Annotated in this window: 17 protein-coding genes; 2 read left to right on the forward strand and 15 right to left on the reverse strand. The window is 40.5% G+C overall.

Translation table 11 applies throughout. From position 1 onward, the window contains the following. Window positions 1-7: 7 nt before the first annotated feature. Window positions 8-484 carry a GNAT family N-acetyltransferase gene (locus tag FL972_RS19050; RefSeq protein ID WP_144607564.1) on the reverse strand — a complete coding sequence of 159 codons (477 nt, stop codon included), beginning with the start codon at window positions 482-484 and terminating at the stop codon, window positions 8-10. A gap of 65 nt (window positions 485-549) precedes the next feature. Here FL972_RS19050 and FL972_RS19055 point away from each other — a divergent pair, with 65 nt between their 5' ends. After that, entirely contained in the window at window positions 550-1,320 is a 771-nt protein-coding gene (locus tag FL972_RS19055; protein ID WP_144607565.1) for a type III pantothenate kinase, read from the forward strand. A gap of 2 nt (window positions 1,321-1,322) precedes the next feature. Here the strand turns inward: FL972_RS19055 and FL972_RS19060 are convergent, their stop codons facing one another. Next, window positions 1,323-1,985, reverse strand: a complete 663-nt coding sequence (locus FL972_RS19060; RefSeq protein ID WP_144607566.1) for a peptidoglycan DD-metalloendopeptidase family protein — start codon at window positions 1,983-1,985, stop codon at window positions 1,323-1,325. An 85-nt stretch (window positions 1,986-2,070) separates the two neighbouring features. Between FL972_RS19060 and FL972_RS19065 the strand changes: the two genes are divergently transcribed. Beyond that, window positions 2,071-3,024, forward strand: a complete 954-nt coding sequence (locus FL972_RS19065; RefSeq protein WP_144607567.1) for a pyridoxal-phosphate dependent enzyme — start codon at window positions 2,071-2,073, stop codon at window positions 3,022-3,024. A 59-nt stretch (window positions 3,025-3,083) separates the two neighbouring features. On the opposite strand, the gene FL972_RS19070 is transcribed toward FL972_RS19065, so the two are convergent. The 13 genes from FL972_RS19070 to FL972_RS19135 form a co-directional block, all read right to left on the reverse strand. Then, window positions 3,084-4,136, reverse strand: coding sequence for an oxidoreductase (locus tag FL972_RS19070; RefSeq protein WP_144607568.1), 1,053 nt, complete (start codon window positions 4,134-4,136; stop codon window positions 3,084-3,086). Next, complete coding sequence (locus tag FL972_RS19075; protein WP_144607569.1) at window positions 4,136-4,762, reverse strand: response regulator; 627 nt, start codon at window positions 4,760-4,762, stop codon at window positions 4,136-4,138. Before FL972_RS19075 ends, FL972_RS19070 begins: the two co-directional genes overlap by 1 nt. A 36-nt stretch (window positions 4,763-4,798) precedes the next feature. Then, complete coding sequence (locus FL972_RS19080) at window positions 4,799-5,554, reverse strand: sensor histidine kinase (protein ID WP_144607570.1); 756 nt, start codon at window positions 5,552-5,554, stop codon at window positions 4,799-4,801. Beyond that, window positions 5,554-6,306 carry a hypothetical protein gene (locus FL972_RS19085; protein WP_144607571.1) on the reverse strand — a complete coding sequence of 251 codons (753 nt, stop codon included), beginning with the start codon at window positions 6,304-6,306 and terminating at the stop codon, window positions 5,554-5,556. Before FL972_RS19085 ends, FL972_RS19080 begins: the two co-directional genes overlap by 1 nt. Before the next feature lie 5 nt (window positions 6,307-6,311). Continuing rightward, entirely contained in the window at window positions 6,312-6,680 is a 369-nt protein-coding gene (locus FL972_RS19090; RefSeq protein ID WP_144607572.1) for a molecular chaperone DnaK, read from the reverse strand. Between the two features lie 129 nt (window positions 6,681-6,809). Beyond that, window positions 6,810-9,329, reverse strand: a complete 2,520-nt coding sequence (gene ccsA / locus FL972_RS19095; RefSeq protein ID WP_144607573.1) for a cytochrome c biogenesis protein CcsA — start codon at window positions 9,327-9,329, stop codon at window positions 6,810-6,812. A gap of 27 nt (window positions 9,330-9,356) precedes the next feature. Next, window positions 9,357-9,773: a cytochrome c maturation protein CcmE domain-containing protein gene (locus FL972_RS19100; protein ID WP_091653155.1), complete on the reverse strand. Its 417-nt coding sequence runs from the start codon at window positions 9,771-9,773 to the stop codon at window positions 9,357-9,359. Window positions 9,774-9,781: 8 nt separating this feature from the next. Continuing rightward, window positions 9,782-10,027 (reverse strand): CcmD family protein, encoded by a 246-nt coding sequence (locus FL972_RS19105; protein ID WP_175557875.1) that lies wholly within the window; start codon window positions 10,025-10,027, stop codon window positions 9,782-9,784. A gap of 146 nt (window positions 10,028-10,173) precedes the next feature. After that, window positions 10,174-10,848, reverse strand: a complete 675-nt coding sequence (gene ccsA / locus FL972_RS19110) for a cytochrome c biogenesis protein CcsA (RefSeq protein WP_091653152.1) — start codon at window positions 10,846-10,848, stop codon at window positions 10,174-10,176. A gap of 126 nt (window positions 10,849-10,974) precedes the next feature. After that, entirely contained in the window at window positions 10,975-12,303 is a 1,329-nt protein-coding gene (locus FL972_RS19115; protein WP_144607574.1) for a dicarboxylate/amino acid:cation symporter, read from the reverse strand. Between the two features lie 10 nt (window positions 12,304-12,313). After that, window positions 12,314-13,399, reverse strand: coding sequence for a chorismate synthase (gene aroC / locus FL972_RS19120; RefSeq protein ID WP_144607575.1), 1,086 nt, complete (start codon window positions 13,397-13,399; stop codon window positions 12,314-12,316). Then, complete coding sequence (locus FL972_RS19125; protein WP_144607576.1) at window positions 13,399-14,844, reverse strand: BatD family protein; 1,446 nt, start codon at window positions 14,842-14,844, stop codon at window positions 13,399-13,401. The genes aroC and FL972_RS19125 overlap by 1 nt, the downstream gene beginning before the upstream one ends. Before the next feature lie 536 nt (window positions 14,845-15,380). Further along, complete coding sequence (locus tag FL972_RS19135; protein WP_144607577.1) at window positions 15,381-16,610, reverse strand: ammonium transporter; 1,230 nt, start codon at window positions 16,608-16,610, stop codon at window positions 15,381-15,383. Window positions 16,611-16,624 lie beyond the last annotated feature (14 nt).

The following is a 16,624-nucleotide window of genomic DNA, read 5'->3' on the forward strand; positions in this document are numbered from 1 at the left end:
CCTTTTTTTATGCCAATAACTGTTTGATTTCGGAATCCTGAAGATGGGCATTGATCCATCCGGCTTCCAGGTAAGCGCCATATTTTTTGTAAAAATTAATCGCTGGCTCGTTCCAGTCTAATACCTGCCACATCATTCCGGTACAATTTGATTCCAGGCACTTTTCCATTACTCTGTCAAAAAGCATTTTCCCGGCACCATTTCCTCTCTCAGATTCAGTTACTACAATATCTTCCAGGTAAAGACGCTTCCCTTTCCAGGTACTGTAGCGATAATAATAAATAGCAATTCCTATAATTTCACTGGATTCTTCCTTTTCACAGACAAAGAGGCCATAAATCGGATTGGGTCCAAAGCCATCATTTTCCATCATTTCCAAAGTGTTGGTGACCTGTTCCGGAGCTTTTTCATAAAGCGCCAATTCTTTAATGAGTTCTAAAACCCTTGGAAGATCGGCTACTTTTCCTTCTCTTAGTGAGTACATATTTGTTTTCTGTTTTTGGATTTTCCTTAATTGAAAGCCTAAATTAGTCAAAACCTGAATAAAGCATGTTTCTAGCCATTGATGCCGGCAATTCCAATGTGGTTTTTGCGCTTTTTGATGAAAAAACGGGAAAATGGACCAATCATTTTAGGTTGGAAACCAAGACTTCCAAATTAATTTCCCAATTGGGGAAAAAAGTCCCTGTCTATTTTTTGGAGCACAACTTGACTCCTGACACAATTCAGCAAATAGGCATGAGCTCTGTAGTACCAGAGATCAATCAAATTCTCATTGATTTCTGTAAAAATTACTTTGGCCTAGAGCCTTATTTGATTTCTCCAAACAGCTATTCCAAGCTACCGATCAAGACCAAAAGACCTCAGGAAATGGGTACTGACTTGATGTGCAATGGGCTTGCCGCTTGGTATAAATTTAAAAATGCCTGTATTGTTGTGGATTTTGGTACGGCTCTAACTTTTACAATTTTGGATGAATCCGGAGAAATAATGGGGGTAGATATTGTTCCAGGACTACGTACAGCCATCAAGGCTTTATTTATGAATACTTCCAAATTGCCGGATGTGGAGTTAAAACTTCCCGAATCAGCCATTGGGAAAAATACGGTTCATGCCATTCAGGCTGGAATTCTCTACGGATACACAGGATTAGTCAAAGGAATGCTAGAAACCATTCGAAAAGAGGCTCAATTGGATTTCAAGGTAGTTGCAACCGGAGGTCTAGCAGAAATTCTGACCTCATTGGAACAAGAGTTTGATACAATTGACAAAAATCTGACATTGGAAGGCCTAAGATTAATGACTTTGGCTAACCTTTGAGTTTACTCAAATTGAAGAATGAAATTCGGGTCAGGACAAATCCTTTGATAGTGTGCTAAATCTTTTTTCGATGCTACACCGGGAAAGTCACCCTGATTTCCCATCATATCCCACATCAGTTGGAAATGTAAATGGGGAGGCCAATCCCCATTTTCAGGATAAGGACCCACATGGCAGAATGCCTCTCCTTTTTGTATTTCTTGACCTTTTTGTAGGCCTTTTAAATCTGTTATTGCCAAATGGCCATATAAACTGAAAAGCCGCGTACCATCCAAGTCATGCTCTAATATGATTGTTGGACCGTAATTTCCAAAACCCGCATTATCCTGGAAGCTGTGGATTTTCCCTGTGTAGGGCGCATAAACAGGTGCTCCCGACTCAGTCCATACATCAATCCCCAAGTGGATATTTCTGAAATCAGCTTCATCGGTGGCGAATACTTCTGATCTTCGATAGATGGCGCGGTGTTCCATATATCCGCCTATTCCAAACTGCTTTCCTTTTCCTTTGAGTTGTTCAAATACAAATTGATCAAACTCCGAAGTGTCGCTTAGGTTCACATTTTCCAGAAAGGTATTAGCTGGACTAAAGTCCAGAGGAAGTGTATTATCTCTGTTTAGGGCTGTTCCCATTACAGGGAAAAAATCATATGCTTTCCAATTCATATCCGAAGAAAGCAGATTTTGGATTCACCTAAAAATAATCCTCTCAAAATCCTGATTTTTGGTTGAAGGTTCCTAATTTTCAAGTATGAAAGAGCAAGAGTTTCCTACCCTCAACGATATCCGCCATGCCTTGGTCAAAATCAAAAATTTTGTCCATCGTACGCCTATATTAACTTCCACTGCCATCAATGAAATTGCAGGATGTGAGATTTATTTCAAATGCGAGAATTTTCAGAAAGTGGGGGCTTTCAAAGCAAGAGGAGCTGCCAATGCCGTATTGAAATTAAAACCAGAGCAAAAATCCAAGGGAGTTGCTACACACAGTAGCGGGAATCATGCAGCAGCTTTGGCCCGTGCAGCAAAAGTGGCGGGTATTCCAGCCTATATAGTAATGCCCTCCAATGCTCCCGAAATCAAAAAAAAGGCGGTTAAAGGCTATGGAGGTGAGATAATTGAGTGCGAGCCAAATCTCCAAGCAAGAGAAACAACTTTGAAGAAGGTGGTTCAAGAGACAGGAGCGACTTTCATTCCACCTTATGATTTTATGGATGTTATTGAAGGACAGGCGACCTGTGCTTTGGAGTTTTTAGAGGATCAGCCGGATTTGGAAATCATCATGGCACCGGTTGGAGGAGGCGGCTTGTTGGGTGGCACAGCTCTTTTAACTCATCATTGGGATGAGGAAATAATCATTTATGGAGCTGAGCCCAGTGGAGCAGATGATGCTTACAGATCCTTAAAAGCAGGACATATCATCCCTCAAACCAAACCGAATACCATTGCTGACGGCCTTTTGACCTCAGTAGGGGTATTGAATTTTGAGTTGATCAAGAAATATGTAAAGGATATTTTCCTAGCCACTGATCCACAGATTATCGAAGCAATGAGGATGATTTATGAGCGCATGAAAATCGTAATAGAACCTTCATGTGCAGTACCTCTAGCTGCATTATTGGCCAACAAGGAAAAATTTGCAGGCAAAAAAGTAGGTATTATTCTTTCCGGCGGGAACGTGGATTTGGGGAAATTACCTTTTTGATTTTCAATATGATAAAGAGAAGAATCGGTAATTTACTATTGAATAAAGCGCAAGTGATCTTACCAGAGTCCTTCCTCTCTTCGAATAGGTCTGTTTTCTTTTGAACTTTTAAAGGAAGCTTCGATCAGCTTTAGGACGCTGATGGTTTGAGGGACTTGGACCAAAAGTTCTTTTCCAATCAAAATCGCGTCAGCCACATTTTGATAAAAAATTCTATAGTCCCCCTTCAAAGTTGGATAGGCTTTACTCTCATTTTCGAGATACAGTTTTCCCCACCGTTCTTCTGGTTCCACCCCCCAGTCTTTTCCTTCTGGGCGAATGTTTGCTTTGAATGCAGCTTCTTGAACATCCAATCCGAATTTTTTATAAGAGCCCCTTTCTCCCAATAAAAGAAATTTGGGAGTGGGCGCATTGACTAAGACTCCTGCGGTCACTCGGGCTTTTTTATCTTCATAGTCTAATGTGATATCAAAATAGTCATCTGCAACAGCATGAGTTCTTTGTTTTCTGATATCGGCAAAAATACTTTTTGGCGCTCCAAAAGCGAGGACCACTTGGTCAATTAAATGCGAGCCTAAATCGTAGGTGATTCCATTTCCAGGAACTTCTTTTTCCCTCCAGTTTTCAGAAACTTGAGGTCTGAACCGATCAAAATGAGATTCTAAATAGACAATTCTACCCAATAAATCTTGCTTTAATATTTCTTGAAGCGTCAGGAAATCTCCGTCAAACCTACGGTTATGAAATACTGAGCAGATTAGATTTTTATCTTTTGCAAGTTGCTGAAGTTCTTCCGCCTCATGCGGATAGATCGTAACAGGCTTATCAACCACTACGTGCTTTCCGGCATTTAAGGCCATTTTGGCCATGGGAAAGTGAAACTCATTGGGAGTAGTAATGACAATTAGGTCTGCTCCATCCTGTTCCAGCAATGATTCCAAGCTCCTGTAGGTTTGAACCTTAGGATATTTTTGCTCACAGCGGTTGGAATTTCTCTCCACTACAGCTGCCAAATCTAAATCTGGGGATACATCAATGAGTGGTGCATGCATTTTTTCAGCAACGGAGCCGAATCCTACAATTGCAGTACGTATAGGGGAGAATAATTTCATCACAGGTTCATTTCGTGGGCTTTATTGACCAATTCAACCCTGGAACTTACTCCAAGTTTATTGTGGATATTCTTTCTGTGTGTCTCTACAGTGCTTTGGCTTAGACCTAATTCTTCTGCAATATCCTTATTGGTCAGACCCTCTTTGATTAATTTGATTATTTCAATTTCCCTTCTGGATAAGCGGTATTTATCTCTAAAGGAGTCAAAAAATGCATTGGGACGAGCTTGCTCGATTACTCGCTCAAAGTTTAATACATGCCTTCCTTCATGGACTTCCCGAATGGTGAAGACGAGTTCATCTGGGTCAGCATCCTTCAGAACAAATCCGTCAGCCCCCTTTTCTAGCGATTCTCTATAGATTTTCTCTTCATCGTACATGGAAAGTACGACCACCTTGGTTTGAGAATTACCATTTTTTACTGCTGAAAGCACCCCAAAGCCATTCAGAATAGGCATGTTGAGATCGGTAAGCACTACGTCGACTTCGCTGATTTCTAAAAAGTCCACCAGTTCTTTTCCATTGCTAAAAAGCCCAAGTACTTCTAGGTCTTCATGTTCCTCAAGAAGGCCTTCAATTCCTTTGGCAAATAAAGTATGGTCGTCGGCTATAGCTATACGAATCATTGTAATCAGGGTGAAACCGAAATTAAACCTAAAATATTAAACTGGCAAAAGGAGTTTTATTTCGGTGCCTTTTCCTGGGATAGAATGAAGATGGAATTTTCCTCCTATAGTTTCCATCCGCTTTTTTAAATTGGTCATTCCACTGCCGGTTGAAGCAATACTTGTATCAAAGCCTTTCCCATCATCTTTGATCTGGATGAATTTTTCGGTGCCCGAGGAATCAAGAGTTATGGTAATAGTTTCAGGAGAAGCGTGTTTGATAGCATTGTTGAGGCATTCCTGAATCACCCGGATCAAGATCATTTTTTGTTCTTTGCCAGGCTCCCAGTGGAGATTATTTGCAATAAATCTAGTCTTGCAATATCCTGATGCCTCAATTTTAACCAATTGTTCCTGAATAAACTCCTCCAGTTTTAAATTCTCTACCCAGTCCAAATTCAAAGACTTAGAAAGGCTTCTGACCTCAGTGATAATTTTTGAAATCAATTCTTTCCCTTCTGCCTGTCTTTCGGGTTTGGATGAGCCTAAATAAAGCTTAGAAAGTGAAAGCAATTGACCAATATTGTCATGTAGTTCCCTACCGATATGGTTGAGTGTTTCCTGTTGAATTTCATTCTCTATATTCAACATAGTTTTTTCAAACTCCACCTTGAGCTGCTCCACTTTTTGTTTATTCTGAACTTGACGTTGCCTATGTAGAATTACCATAGCCACTACGAAAGTGGCCATGACAGCAGCCAGAAAAACTCCTGAGAATAAAATAAATAGAATTTGGGTATCTTCTCCGCCCATTATATTTCTGTGTTTTTTAAAAGTGTGTTTCTGCCCAAAGAAAACAGCATTATAAAGGCAATTGACATCAAAAAGTACAAAATCATAGAAGTGTAGTTAAACAAATAATAAATTTCTACTTGATTGAAAGCCAAATACTCAAATGCCACATCTGATAATAAAGTTAGGACAGACTGAAATAAAATAAGGGTGATGTACCAAAATGGCAGGAATTCAACTGGATTTAACGACAAAAAATAATCTTCCGAAATTAAATCTATAAAAAATAATCCACTGGCAATTATCAAAAAGATATTGCCCAAGAAGTAAATAACCGGTTGGGGTTCGTGTATTTTTTCGATTTCTGAAAAAGTTAATCCAAGGCTACCAATGATTAAAATTCCTATCAAATAAAGTACCCAGGTTTTCCTGGTTTTATTATTGAGATTTTCCCGGATCAGCAGTAAAAACAGAATTTTTGAAAGCTGATAATTGAAAACATTAAAAACCCAGGTATTCCATCCTTTAAAAGTATCTGAAGTTAATAAATAGTGGATTTTCTCGTGAAGTACTCTGTTAGCTACCATATAGGTAGCTAATAATTCATAAAAGACCACTAAAACCAAAATAGAAAAGGGGAGATAAAAATGCGGGATTTTCTTTTTTCCAGATGGCAAAAAAGCGAACAATATTATCCCTGCCAACCCCAGAATAATGATGGCTATTAGATAATAGTTATTAATGATTAATTCCCAGAATTTATCAAATACCACCTTTACTATTCACATTTTGGAGGACAGCTTGTACCTCGGTTATAGTATTCCTCTTCCTCACCTGCATAGGTTAAAGTAGTTCCCTCTTCGTTTGCGGGAGAAATGACAAGATTTAGTCTTCCTACATAATCCTGCGGATTATTGGGATAAAGTTGTTGGGCTGTTTCCTCAGTGTATTCTGTAAAATAAATTCTGATACCGCCTTTGTCAGGATCTGTTTTTTGTAAGAGCTCTTCAATCGTCTTTCTGTCAAAAAAAATCCAATTGGTTTGATTATCTACATTTCTACTTGGACCCTGACCTTTTCCGCCCTTTCGGATTTCATCGTCATACTTTTTCTTCATCTGGTCAAAGTCCTTCTTGCTTATTTTCATTGATGCCGTCCGTTAGCTAATAGGTTTTTATAAAAGATTAATTGAGAAGATGAATATAGCTTATTTTAGGCCTCTGATAAAATAAAAAAGGAGCTGCTAAGCTCCTTTTTGTATGTGTGGTAATGGCTTTTATTCCATTCCTTTATCTCGCATTTTTTTGAACTCGTCGAATCGTCTAAATATGGCGACGGTGAATCCGATCAGCATGATAATGGAGCCAATCCAAAGTACATTGATGTAAGGCTTTACAATTGCCTTCATGACCACGTAGTCTTTTTGATATTGATTGACCTTGAAAACAAATTTATTTTGTTCTGGGAGAATATTATCCAAAGTCACTTTGATACCTAATTCATTGTCCACCACCGGTAGTTTACCCACTTGATTGTTTCGGATGATAAATGTTGGTTCTAGTTTTTTCTCCACATCATAATCCAAAACCCGAAGCTTGGCTTTCACAGCTACATCACCTTCCTGAAGCGTATATCCCTCGATTTGATTTAATACCTCTGCTCCGTCGAAATAGGTCACATAATCAGCAATGTGGAACTGTTCACCTGGAGAAACCTCATGAAACTGATCATCTTTCCACTCCGGATCTTCGTAGTCATTCATTGCGGCCACGTAGGTATACAAGTCACGATCGAAGTAAATTTTAGAGTCTGGAGAAGAAATCAAACCTCCCATGTTTTGATTGAATTGGGACATGGGGCTTAGGGAGAATTTTAAAACTTCATTTTGATAGTAGTCTATCTTGAAGTAGTCATTTTCTTCTAAAACCAGATTTACTTTATCGCCTTTCTTGATGAAATCTTTATAATCTTCCAGAGCAATAGCTTCATTCACATTCCCGGTTGATTCCAGAATCTTTGCAGGCACATATTCAGGAATACCCACGACTTTTTTCTGACGTCCCCGGTAGATTACTGTGTAGTCTTTCATCTGGGTTGGTTTGTTGATCCAAAGCAACACATGCTCTTTATTCAACTCATCCTCCCAGCTATTGCTATAGGTTAGCCCAGACATATTGATGGAGATGGTATCTGAGTAACCTGAGCTAAACATGATGCCAATCAGGATCATTCCTAAGCCTATGTGAGCTAAAGATCCACCCGCCAATTTGAAGGTTGAATTTTTCAAAATTCTGGATAAAATCACAGCATTGGCTACAACGGTAAATGTTCCAGCCACTACGATTATCATATATTTCCAATCATACACTTTGGCCAGTACGATTACCAATGCAGCTATGACTACCGAAATTATATAGGGTGTCAAAAGAGCGTCTTTCAACGCTTTTTTATCCATTTTTTGCCACCAGAAAAACTGGCCGACTGCCGTTAGCAATGCGATGGCCACTCCAAACCACAGCTGGAATTTAGTATAGAATTCTACCTGGTCTGCAGGGGGCGCCATATTAGAAATCCCTCCAAAGCTTTCCACCAAGGCATTCCATGCAGGAATGGATGTAGGAAGGATTACTTGGAAGCCCATCAAGCCTAAGGTAGTAGCGCCTATAAAAACCCAAAATTCACGGGAATAAACGGATGCTTCCTTTTCAGAGGTAGGAATATGCTTCCATGCACGAATGGCTAGGAATACTGAAATGAATAAGAAGAAAAGCAGATAGATCAATAGCTGACCGGATAAACCCAAGTCAGTAAAGGAGTGAACAGAGGCATCTCCTAAGACGCCTGACCTTACCAAGAAAGTTGCATATAGGACCAAGATGAAGGAAAGAATGACCAAGACTATGGAAGTTTTCAGGGCGGTCGCACTTTTCTTAAAGGTGATCATAGTGTGAATGGAGGCCACCAAGATCAACCATGGTACATATACTGCATTTTCAACAGGATCCCAATTCCAATACCCGCCAAAATTCAATGTTACATAGGCCCAATAGGCTCCCATGATGATTCCCATTCCCAAGACCATGGCAGAGAAAATTGCCCAAGGCAGAGCTGGACGAATCCATTCAGAATATCTTTTGGTTACCAACCCTCCAATCAGAAATGCAAATGGAACTAAAGTCGAGGCATATCCCAGGAATAGTGTTGGTGGGTGAATGACCATCCAGATATTTTGCAACAAAGGATTAAGCCCAGTGCCATCTTCCGGTATAAAGTCCGGATTCACCTCAAATATTGGTGCCTGCGTAGCGTCTCTTAATAGTATAAAAGGAGAACTTCCCAGTTTTAAATCTCCGATTACAACTCCCAAAATCATGGATACCAAGAAGGCCTGAACCAGAGAGAATACAATCATTACTGGAGCTTCCCATTTCTTGTTGGTATGGATTAAAAATAGCCCAAGGACCACATTCCAGAAAATCCAAAGGATAAAAGCACCTTCTTGACCTTCCCAAAAACTGGAGATCATGTAGTGAACTGGAAGCGCTTTGCTGGAGTGAGAGTAGGCGTAGAAATATTCGAATCTATGATTGTAGATTATTTCAAAAAGTGAAAATGCAACCAGAACACTGGCTACAGCATGTACATAAAAGCTGATTCGACTGAATTTTTGCCAACTAGCTTTTTCAATCTCATTTGCTGAAAAATACTTGTAATAGGCAAATGCCGTAACCAATGAACTAACAAAGGCCACGATAGTCATCAAATGGCCTAAGTTGCCGATAAAGGTGTTAATCATGAATTTTTGGATCTATTGCTTTCTGCCTCACATTCCCGCCGCCTGCACTTCTGTTTCCTGATACTTGGAAGGACACTTCATCAGGATTTTATCTGCGATAAATATCTCATCATTCTTGTAAGAGCCAATCACTACCACTGATTCTGATCTCGTGAAATCAGCAGGCACTGGCTCATTATAGAACACTTCTTGTTCTGTTCCATCATTGTCCACCAAAATAAAGGTAAAGGATGTTTTGTCATCTCTCACTTGAAGTCCCTCTACCTCACCGGATGGGTTCTTTTTCAATTGGCCAACTACGTGGATAGCTTTGTCATTTCCATCCTGCTTCATCTCCAAAGCAGTATTGAAAGTTTCATAGCTGCTCGCATCTCCTATTGAAGTCATGATAATCACAATGGCTATTGCGATGATGCCGATTCCGATGATATGTCCTTTTTTCATAATTTGACTTATTTGGTGGAAATGCTTTTTTCCAGTTTACTGATCTTTCTTTCCGTACTGATTAGATAAACAGTAATTCCTGCGAAAATGATCCCAATTATCCCAACCAGCACGTAGATTTTTCCATCAGCTCTAAGCTGATCAGCCATTTCTACGGAATTATTGGAATAATCCGATTCTGTCACAGGGATTTTTTCCTGTGCCATGACGGATAGGCTCAAAACCAGGAAGAATATTGTTAGTAATTTTTTCATGTGTTTATAATTTGTTTCTCAAAGGTCACCCCGAATAGTCGGGGCAAGCTATGGAATCCCTGCCTGCGGCAGGCAGGTCGCATAGATTCCCCGATACATCGGGGCATGCCAGTGTGTGTCGTTCTCGTCGTGCTCGATTTCATCTATCAGGAATTAATCATTTTATCTTCCAAAGTTCTTTCCACTCTACGCATTCTCACGCGGACTGTTGCTATCCAAGCACCCAAAAGCGTCCATCCAATAATGGCTGGATAGAACACCATTCTCAATTTGGAGTCAAGATCATAGGCATTAAAGCCAGGGTTTCCACCGTTTCCAGGATGCAGGCTATCGGTTAATCTTGGCAGTACAAAGATGAGTGGAATAAATGCTGCAAAAGCAAAGATGTTGTAAATGGCACCTATTCTTGCTCTTTGCTGCATATCAGTTAGGGAGTTTCTCAGAATTAAATAGGCAAAATACATCAAAAGGCCTATTGCAGAGGCGTTTTGCTTGGGATCACCGCTCCAGTAATCTCCCCATGTAAATTTTGCCCAAAGCATACCCGTAACAATTCCCAGTACTCCGAAAAGAATGGCTGCATTGGTGAATTCAATCGCCATGTCATCGTGATTCAAATCATTGCTTCGGAGGTATTTGATACTGTAATACACAGATACCATCAGCATAAGAATCATCCCAAACCACATCGTCACATGAAAATGCAATGCACGGATAGTTTCATTCAGAATTGGAAGTCTTGGAACGTCCATCAGTAAACCTGCCGTTAAGGTATAAATGAGCAGGGCAATGGCCAGGATTTTCCACCAGGATTGGCGCATAGGGTAATTTTTGCTTTTTCAAGCGCAAAAATAAGGCATAAGTTCCTGAAAACGTCGGATTTTCTCAGAAAAGACAAAAGGCCAAAGCTTATCCGCTCTGGCCTTTAGTTTGTACTCTCAAATCCTTTATTCGTTAGGAGTCAAAGGATTACTTTTTCTTATCAATCCATCTGGCAATTCACCTTCGGTACTTGCTACAATGGTACAGACGGTAGCATCTCCGGTAACATTGACTACAGTTCGGAACATGTCCAAAATTCTATCCGGTGCGATGATCAAGGCGATACCTGCAGCCGGAACACCGATAGATTCCAATACGATGATCAACATAATCAAACCTGCGCCAGGCACACCTGCCGAACCAATAGAAGCTAAGGTTGCTGTCAATACAATCATCAGCTGTTGAGTCAAAGATAAATCCATCCCTAAAGCCTGGGCGATAAATACTGCCGCAACCCCTTGGTATAGGCTGGTTCCGTCCATGTTTACTGTAGCGCCTAGAGGTAGAACAAAGCTGGATACTTCCTCTGAAACTCCGATTTCTTCCTCAACCTGCTTCATAGTCACAGGAAGGGTAGCAGAACTGGAACTCGTAGAAAAAGCCAATAATTGGGCAGGTCTGATAGCTTTGAAGAAATCCAAATATTTGACCTTGGTAAAGGCCATCAAGATCAAAGGATAAATGACCATGATCATCAACAGCAATCCTCCAACGACCACTAGGCTATATTTCAATAGGGCTAATAGTAACTCTATGGCTGAATCCGGATTATCTCCAGCGATTTCAACAATTAGGGATGCCATCAAAGCAAAAACGCCATAAGGTGCAATCATCATGATGTAATTCACGATTTGGATAATGACATCATTAAAGCCATCGAAGAAGGCGATGACAGGATTTCCTTTTTCTTTGGGGATTTGGAGCAATGAAATACCTACAATGATGGCGAAGAATACCACCTGAAGCATCGCTCCATTGTCTGTAGTCGCCAAAAAAAAGTTTTGTGGGACAATATCTACAAAAGGCTGCAAAGGGCTTTGTTGTTGTAATTCGGCTGCGACACCTACTTTGGAGCCGGCATCTCCCTCATAAAGCTGCATTAAGCTTTCTCTAGTCTCTACCGGAAGACTTTTTCCCGGTTTGAAAATGTTTACCAAAATCAAACCAATACTGATAGCGATCACGGTTGTGACCAAATATGTTCCTATGGTTTTTCCACCAATTCTGCTGAGTTTAGAAATGTCTCCTAAATTGGAAACACCCACAATCAAGGAGGCCAAGACTAAAGGCACCGCGATCATTTTGAGCGCATTGATGAAAATAGTGCCTACTGGTTTGATGTAATCAATGGTGAAAGAATTAGGTAGGTTAGTTTTGATCACTACTAGACCGAAAACCAAGCCTAAAACCAAACCAATAATAATTTTTGTATGTAAAGGTATTTTCTTCCTCATGAGGCTGGGTTTAAAGATCTCGAAGTTTATTGGTTTTTGACAATAAAAGGTAATCAGCTATGACCAAAGCGGCCATTGCTTCCACGATTGGTACGGCTCTAGGCACTACACAAGGATCATGGCGTCCTTTTCCTGAAACGGTTACTTTTTCACCAGCCTCATTGATGGAATCCTGATCTTGCATAATTGTGGCCACGGGTTTGAAGGCTACTTTAAAATAAATGTCCTCTCCGTTTGAAATTCCGCCTTGAATTCCGCCTGAGTGGTTGGTTAAGGTTTTGATTTGATCGCCTTCTTTTACAATTGCATCATTGTGCTGGGAGCCTCTCATTTTTACCCCTTCGAAACCGGAGCCAAACTCAAATCCTTTCACAGCATTGATACTAAGCATAGCTTTTCCGAGCTCTGCATGTAATCGATCAAATACCGGTTCTCCCAATCCAGCTGGAGTATTTTTAATCACACAGCTGACAATACCGCCAATAGTATCACGGTCCTTCCTAACTGAATCGATCAATTCGATCATTTGATCAGCAGTTTCAGGGTCTGGACATCTCACAATATTTTCCTCAGCTTTGTGAAGATCCAATTCTTGATAAGGTTTCTTCAAAGCAAGATCTCCAACCTGAGATACAAAGGCTTGGACAGAAATTCCTTTTGTTGCTAATAGCTGTTTGGCTATGGCTCCACCAGCAACTCGGGCGGCGGTTTCTCTTGCCGAACTACGGCCTCCACCCCGGTAATCCCGAAGCCCGTATTTTTCAAAATAGGTATAATCTGCGTGTGAAGGGCGAAATTTATCTGAGATATGAGAATAGTCCTTACTCTTTTGGTCGGCATTACGAATGACAATTCCAATCGGAGTTCCGGTAGTTTGTCCTTCAAAAATTCCGGAAAGGATTTCTATCTCGTCTTCTTCTTTTCTTTGTGTGGTAATTTTTGATTGGCCCGGTTTTCTGCGTTGCATTTCAGCCCGAATGAAATCTTCATCGATTTTTAAGCCTGCAGGACAACCCTCTATAGTTACTCCTAAAGCTACTCCATGGGATTCACCGAATGTGGTGATTTTGAAGAGCTTTCCAAATGAATTCCCCATTACTTCTTTCGAATAATTATAACCGCCAAAAAGACCACTGAAGCCAATAAGAGCAGGTTGATTGCGGTCGTAAAATAGTATTTATATCGCTCGTTTAAAAATTGGTTGTCTTCACTCCCAATTCTATCATAAATTCCTCCTAGTCTTTGACTGGAGATGGCTTGGTTTACTTTGCTCTCTCCCACCACTTTAATCTTTGCTGAAGGTCTGAGCGTATCATATACTGCTCTTGCAGGATCAAAATAGATCCATTCAAAATGCTTGGCTAGATCTACCTCAGAAGCTTCATTGATGGTGATGTAATAGGTAAACTCCTTGATACCCGAAACTCTTCCGTATCCCCGATTGATTTGTTGTCTCACATTCGGGTCGTAGGTATTGAGATTACCTCCCGAAATTCTTCGAGGCTCTGAAATAGCGTTAATGTTTCCTACGCCGCTGATTCCAAAATTGTAATTGAAGCCTTCTCCGGTTTCTACTTGCAGTTCAGTAATGTTCTCCCGTAATTGATATTGACCAACTGCCACCTCATTTCTCAAGGGATGTGGAGGCAAAGGTTTCACTGTGATAGTTTTTGGAGCAGAATAAAAGGTCTTAAAGTCTTCCTGTCTATTAGCTCCAAAAAAAGTAGGGTTCTTTGCGACTCTATATTTAATCATTTCCCAAGGGATACTCGGAATCTGAATTTTTCCTTCAGAGAAAGGGAAAAAAGTCGCCTCGTATACCTTGTACCTCACCCAACGCTTATTGTTGATAGTGATTTGCTCTGGTTCGATATTGGAAATGTTGTAGTTTTCTTCCCAGGCATTGGAAGGCTTGATTTTTTTCAAAACTCCATCCAATTGCTCTCCTGGCTTATAAAAGTTAAATGGAGCTTGATTATTTTCAGACATATAGAATGCAAGTGTAAGAGAAAAGCCCTCACCTGCATATATTTCCTCCTTATCTACAGTTACAGAGAAAAAAGCCTCGTCGTCTAGCTCTATATATTCAGGTTCTTCGGCATTCCTTCCAAAAAATTCTGCAAAAGGGTCGTAATTGTTGCCCCCTAGGTTTTGGGCACTTACAGGATCCGTTACGGAGATAGTTTTGCCCGCGAAATCAAACTCTTTTCCGTTGATGGTTATAGAGAAAGAGGGAAGAGTAAACTCACCTTTTCTGGAAGGCTTATAATACTGAATAATACTATTGGAACTAGTCACCTGTCCGTTGATCACATTCATGGAGGATGATTGCGAAATTCCTTGTTTTTGGAAGCCCGGAATTTCAGGGAATTGATCGTAGGACTTGATTTTTTCGTTGGCTACGTTTATTTTAATGGTGAAAGTTTCATTCAGTCCTATCTGGTTTGGGCCTAATTCCACCTCTACTTCCTGCGCAAGAAGGTTTTGAGAGAAAAAGGTACAGCAAAATACCAAAAAGGAAATGATGAGCGTTTTAGACATAGTTGCGAAATTAAGGATAATTCCATTTTTGGAACCCTAATTTTACGTAACAATGAAGGAAAAGCCTTCGTATGGATACTTAAAATCAGTTAATAAACCCTAAACTCTTTAAACTATGATAGAATATGTGAAGACCATTTTGCAAAAAGTCAGCTTCTCAACCTATTTGTTTGAAAGGGAACTGCGAAAGGGCCTTCGACTTATTTTACCAACTGAAGTCGAGGAATTTAAGAACTGGTGCTATGAGATGTTTGGTAAAGTTCACCAATCAATTCTAAATCGGTATTTTCAACCTGCCATCTAAAAACAACAAGCCCCGATCATTTTGACCGGGGCTCTTTTTTGGTTGGTGGTTAAACCTGAAATAAGCATTATAAAATCTACTTCGATCTCAAAATGCTTCAAAATCAATCGCTTCACTTCACTTTTCGATCTTACCGTAGCGGTGCTACGCTTCGATCTCCAAAGTGCTTGATTTTCTTGCATTTTAAGCTCTCGCTACGAATTCTAATGCATAATTCAGGTTAAAAGTGAAATTAATCTTTGCTGGCAAAATCGGGATAAGCTCTCATGCCATGCTCATTGATATCCAGTCCTTCGACTTCTTCTTTTTCATCTACCCGAATTCCAATAGTTTTTTTCATGGAATAGAAAATAATTCCTGCGAAAAGCACACAGAAAAATCCTACTGCTCCTACTCCGATTAGTTGGGATACAAACTGATTCCAGCCTGCCAAATCCCCAAAGATTCCGACAGCCAATGTTCCCCAAATTCCGCCGACCAAGTGCACAGAAATAGCACCTACGGGATCATCCACTTTGATTTTATCAAACAGGACTACGCCAAATACTACCAATCCACCCCCTATAAAACCGATGATGACTGATTCATTCAAACTCATTTGATCTGCCCCGGCGGTGATTCCCACTAGTCCAGCCAGGATACCGTTGAGCACCATGGTGATATCATAGGATTTGAATTTGATGTAGGAAACAAGCAAAGCTCCAAAAGCTCCTGCAGCAGCAGCCATAGAAGTAGTCACAAATACTTTGGAAACGGCTCCCGGGTCTGCGCTCAAAACGGATCCCCCGTTGAAGCCAAACCAGCCAAACCAAAGTAAGAAGACACCAAAGGTTGCAAGTGGTAAATTATGACCTGGAATAGCACTCATTCCTCTTTCGGTGTATTTGCCGATTCTAGGACCTAATAAGAAGGCTCCTATGAGGGCACCCCAGCCACCCACTGAGTGAACAATCGTAGATCCTGCAAAATCATAAAATGGAGTATCCAAAGTATTCAAAAATCCTCCTCCCCATTTCCACATTCCCACAATTGGATAGCAAATGGCCACGTAGAGAATAGAAAAGAAAATAAATGGTCCAAGCTTGATGCGCTCAGCAACAGCTCCGGACACTATCGTAGCAGCTGTGGCTGCAAACATTGCCTGAAAGATAAAATCTGTAAAGAAAGTATAGCCTTCATTATAATTAGAAGTATCCCAACCTTCAGGAAGGTCGAGACCAAAACCGGCGAAGCCAAAAACAGCTCCTTCGAATCCTGCTCCCGGGTACATCAAGTTAAACCCAACCAGTGCATAGGTTAAAAGCCCTATTGCAGGGATAATGGTGTTTTTAAATAGGATGTTGACGGTATTTTTTGCTCTTGTCAGTCCGGCCTCCAGACTGGCAAAGCCCAAGTGCATGATGAAGACCAAAATGGTGGCCATCATCATCCACAGGTTGTTGACGGTAAATAATTCTTGCATAGGTTTGAATAGGT

Source organism: Algoriphagus algorifonticola (assembly GCF_007655305.1).
Lineage (GTDB): Bacteria > Bacteroidota > Bacteroidia > Cytophagales > Cyclobacteriaceae > Algoriphagus > Algoriphagus algorifonticola.

Coding starts and splice junctions, on each gene's coding strand:
- ccsA (WP_144607573.1), bottom strand. CDS start 9,329: ATGATTAACACCTTTATCGGCAACTTAGGCCATTTGATGACTATCGTG.
- FL972_RS19135 (WP_144607577.1), bottom strand. CDS start 16,610: ATGCAAGAATTATTTACCGTCAACAACCTGTGGATGATGATGGCCACC.
- FL972_RS19075 (WP_144607569.1), bottom strand. CDS start 4,762: ATGATTCGTATAGCTATAGCCGACGACCATACTTTATTTGCCAAAGGA.
- FL972_RS19080 (WP_144607570.1), bottom strand. CDS start 5,554: ATGGGCGGAGAAGATACCCAAATTCTATTTATTTTATTCTCAGGAGTT.
- FL972_RS19115 (WP_144607574.1), bottom strand. CDS start 12,303: ATGAGGAAGAAAATACCTTTACATACAAAAATTATTATTGGTTTGGTT.
- FL972_RS19125 (WP_144607576.1), bottom strand. CDS start 14,844: ATGTCTAAAACGCTCATCATTTCCTTTTTGGTATTTTGCTGTACCTTT.
- FL972_RS19090 (WP_144607572.1), bottom strand. CDS start 6,680: ATGAAAATAAGCAAGAAGGACTTTGACCAGATGAAGAAAAAGTATGAC.
- aroC (WP_144607575.1), bottom strand. CDS start 13,399: ATGGGGAATTCATTTGGAAAGCTCTTCAAAATCACCACATTCGGTGAA.
- FL972_RS19055 (WP_144607565.1), top strand. CDS start 550: ATGTTTCTAGCCATTGATGCCGGCAATTCCAATGTGGTTTTTGCGCTT.
- FL972_RS19105 (WP_175557875.1), bottom strand. CDS start 10,027: ATGAAAAAATTACTAACAATATTCTTCCTGGTTTTGAGCCTATCCGTC.
- FL972_RS19070 (WP_144607568.1), bottom strand. CDS start 4,136: ATGAAATTATTCTCCCCTATACGTACTGCAATTGTAGGATTCGGCTCC.
- FL972_RS19060 (WP_144607566.1), bottom strand. CDS start 1,985: ATGAATTGGAAAGCATATGATTTTTTCCCTGTAATGGGAACAGCCCTA.
- ccsA (WP_091653152.1), bottom strand. CDS start 10,848: ATGCGCCAATCCTGGTGGAAAATCCTGGCCATTGCCCTGCTCATTTAT.
- FL972_RS19050 (WP_144607564.1), bottom strand. CDS start 484: ATGTACTCACTAAGAGAAGGAAAAGTAGCCGATCTTCCAAGGGTTTTA.
- FL972_RS19065 (WP_144607567.1), top strand. CDS start 2,071: ATGAAAGAGCAAGAGTTTCCTACCCTCAACGATATCCGCCATGCCTTG.
- FL972_RS19100 (WP_091653155.1), bottom strand. CDS start 9,773: ATGAAAAAAGGACATATCATCGGAATCGGCATCATCGCAATAGCCATT.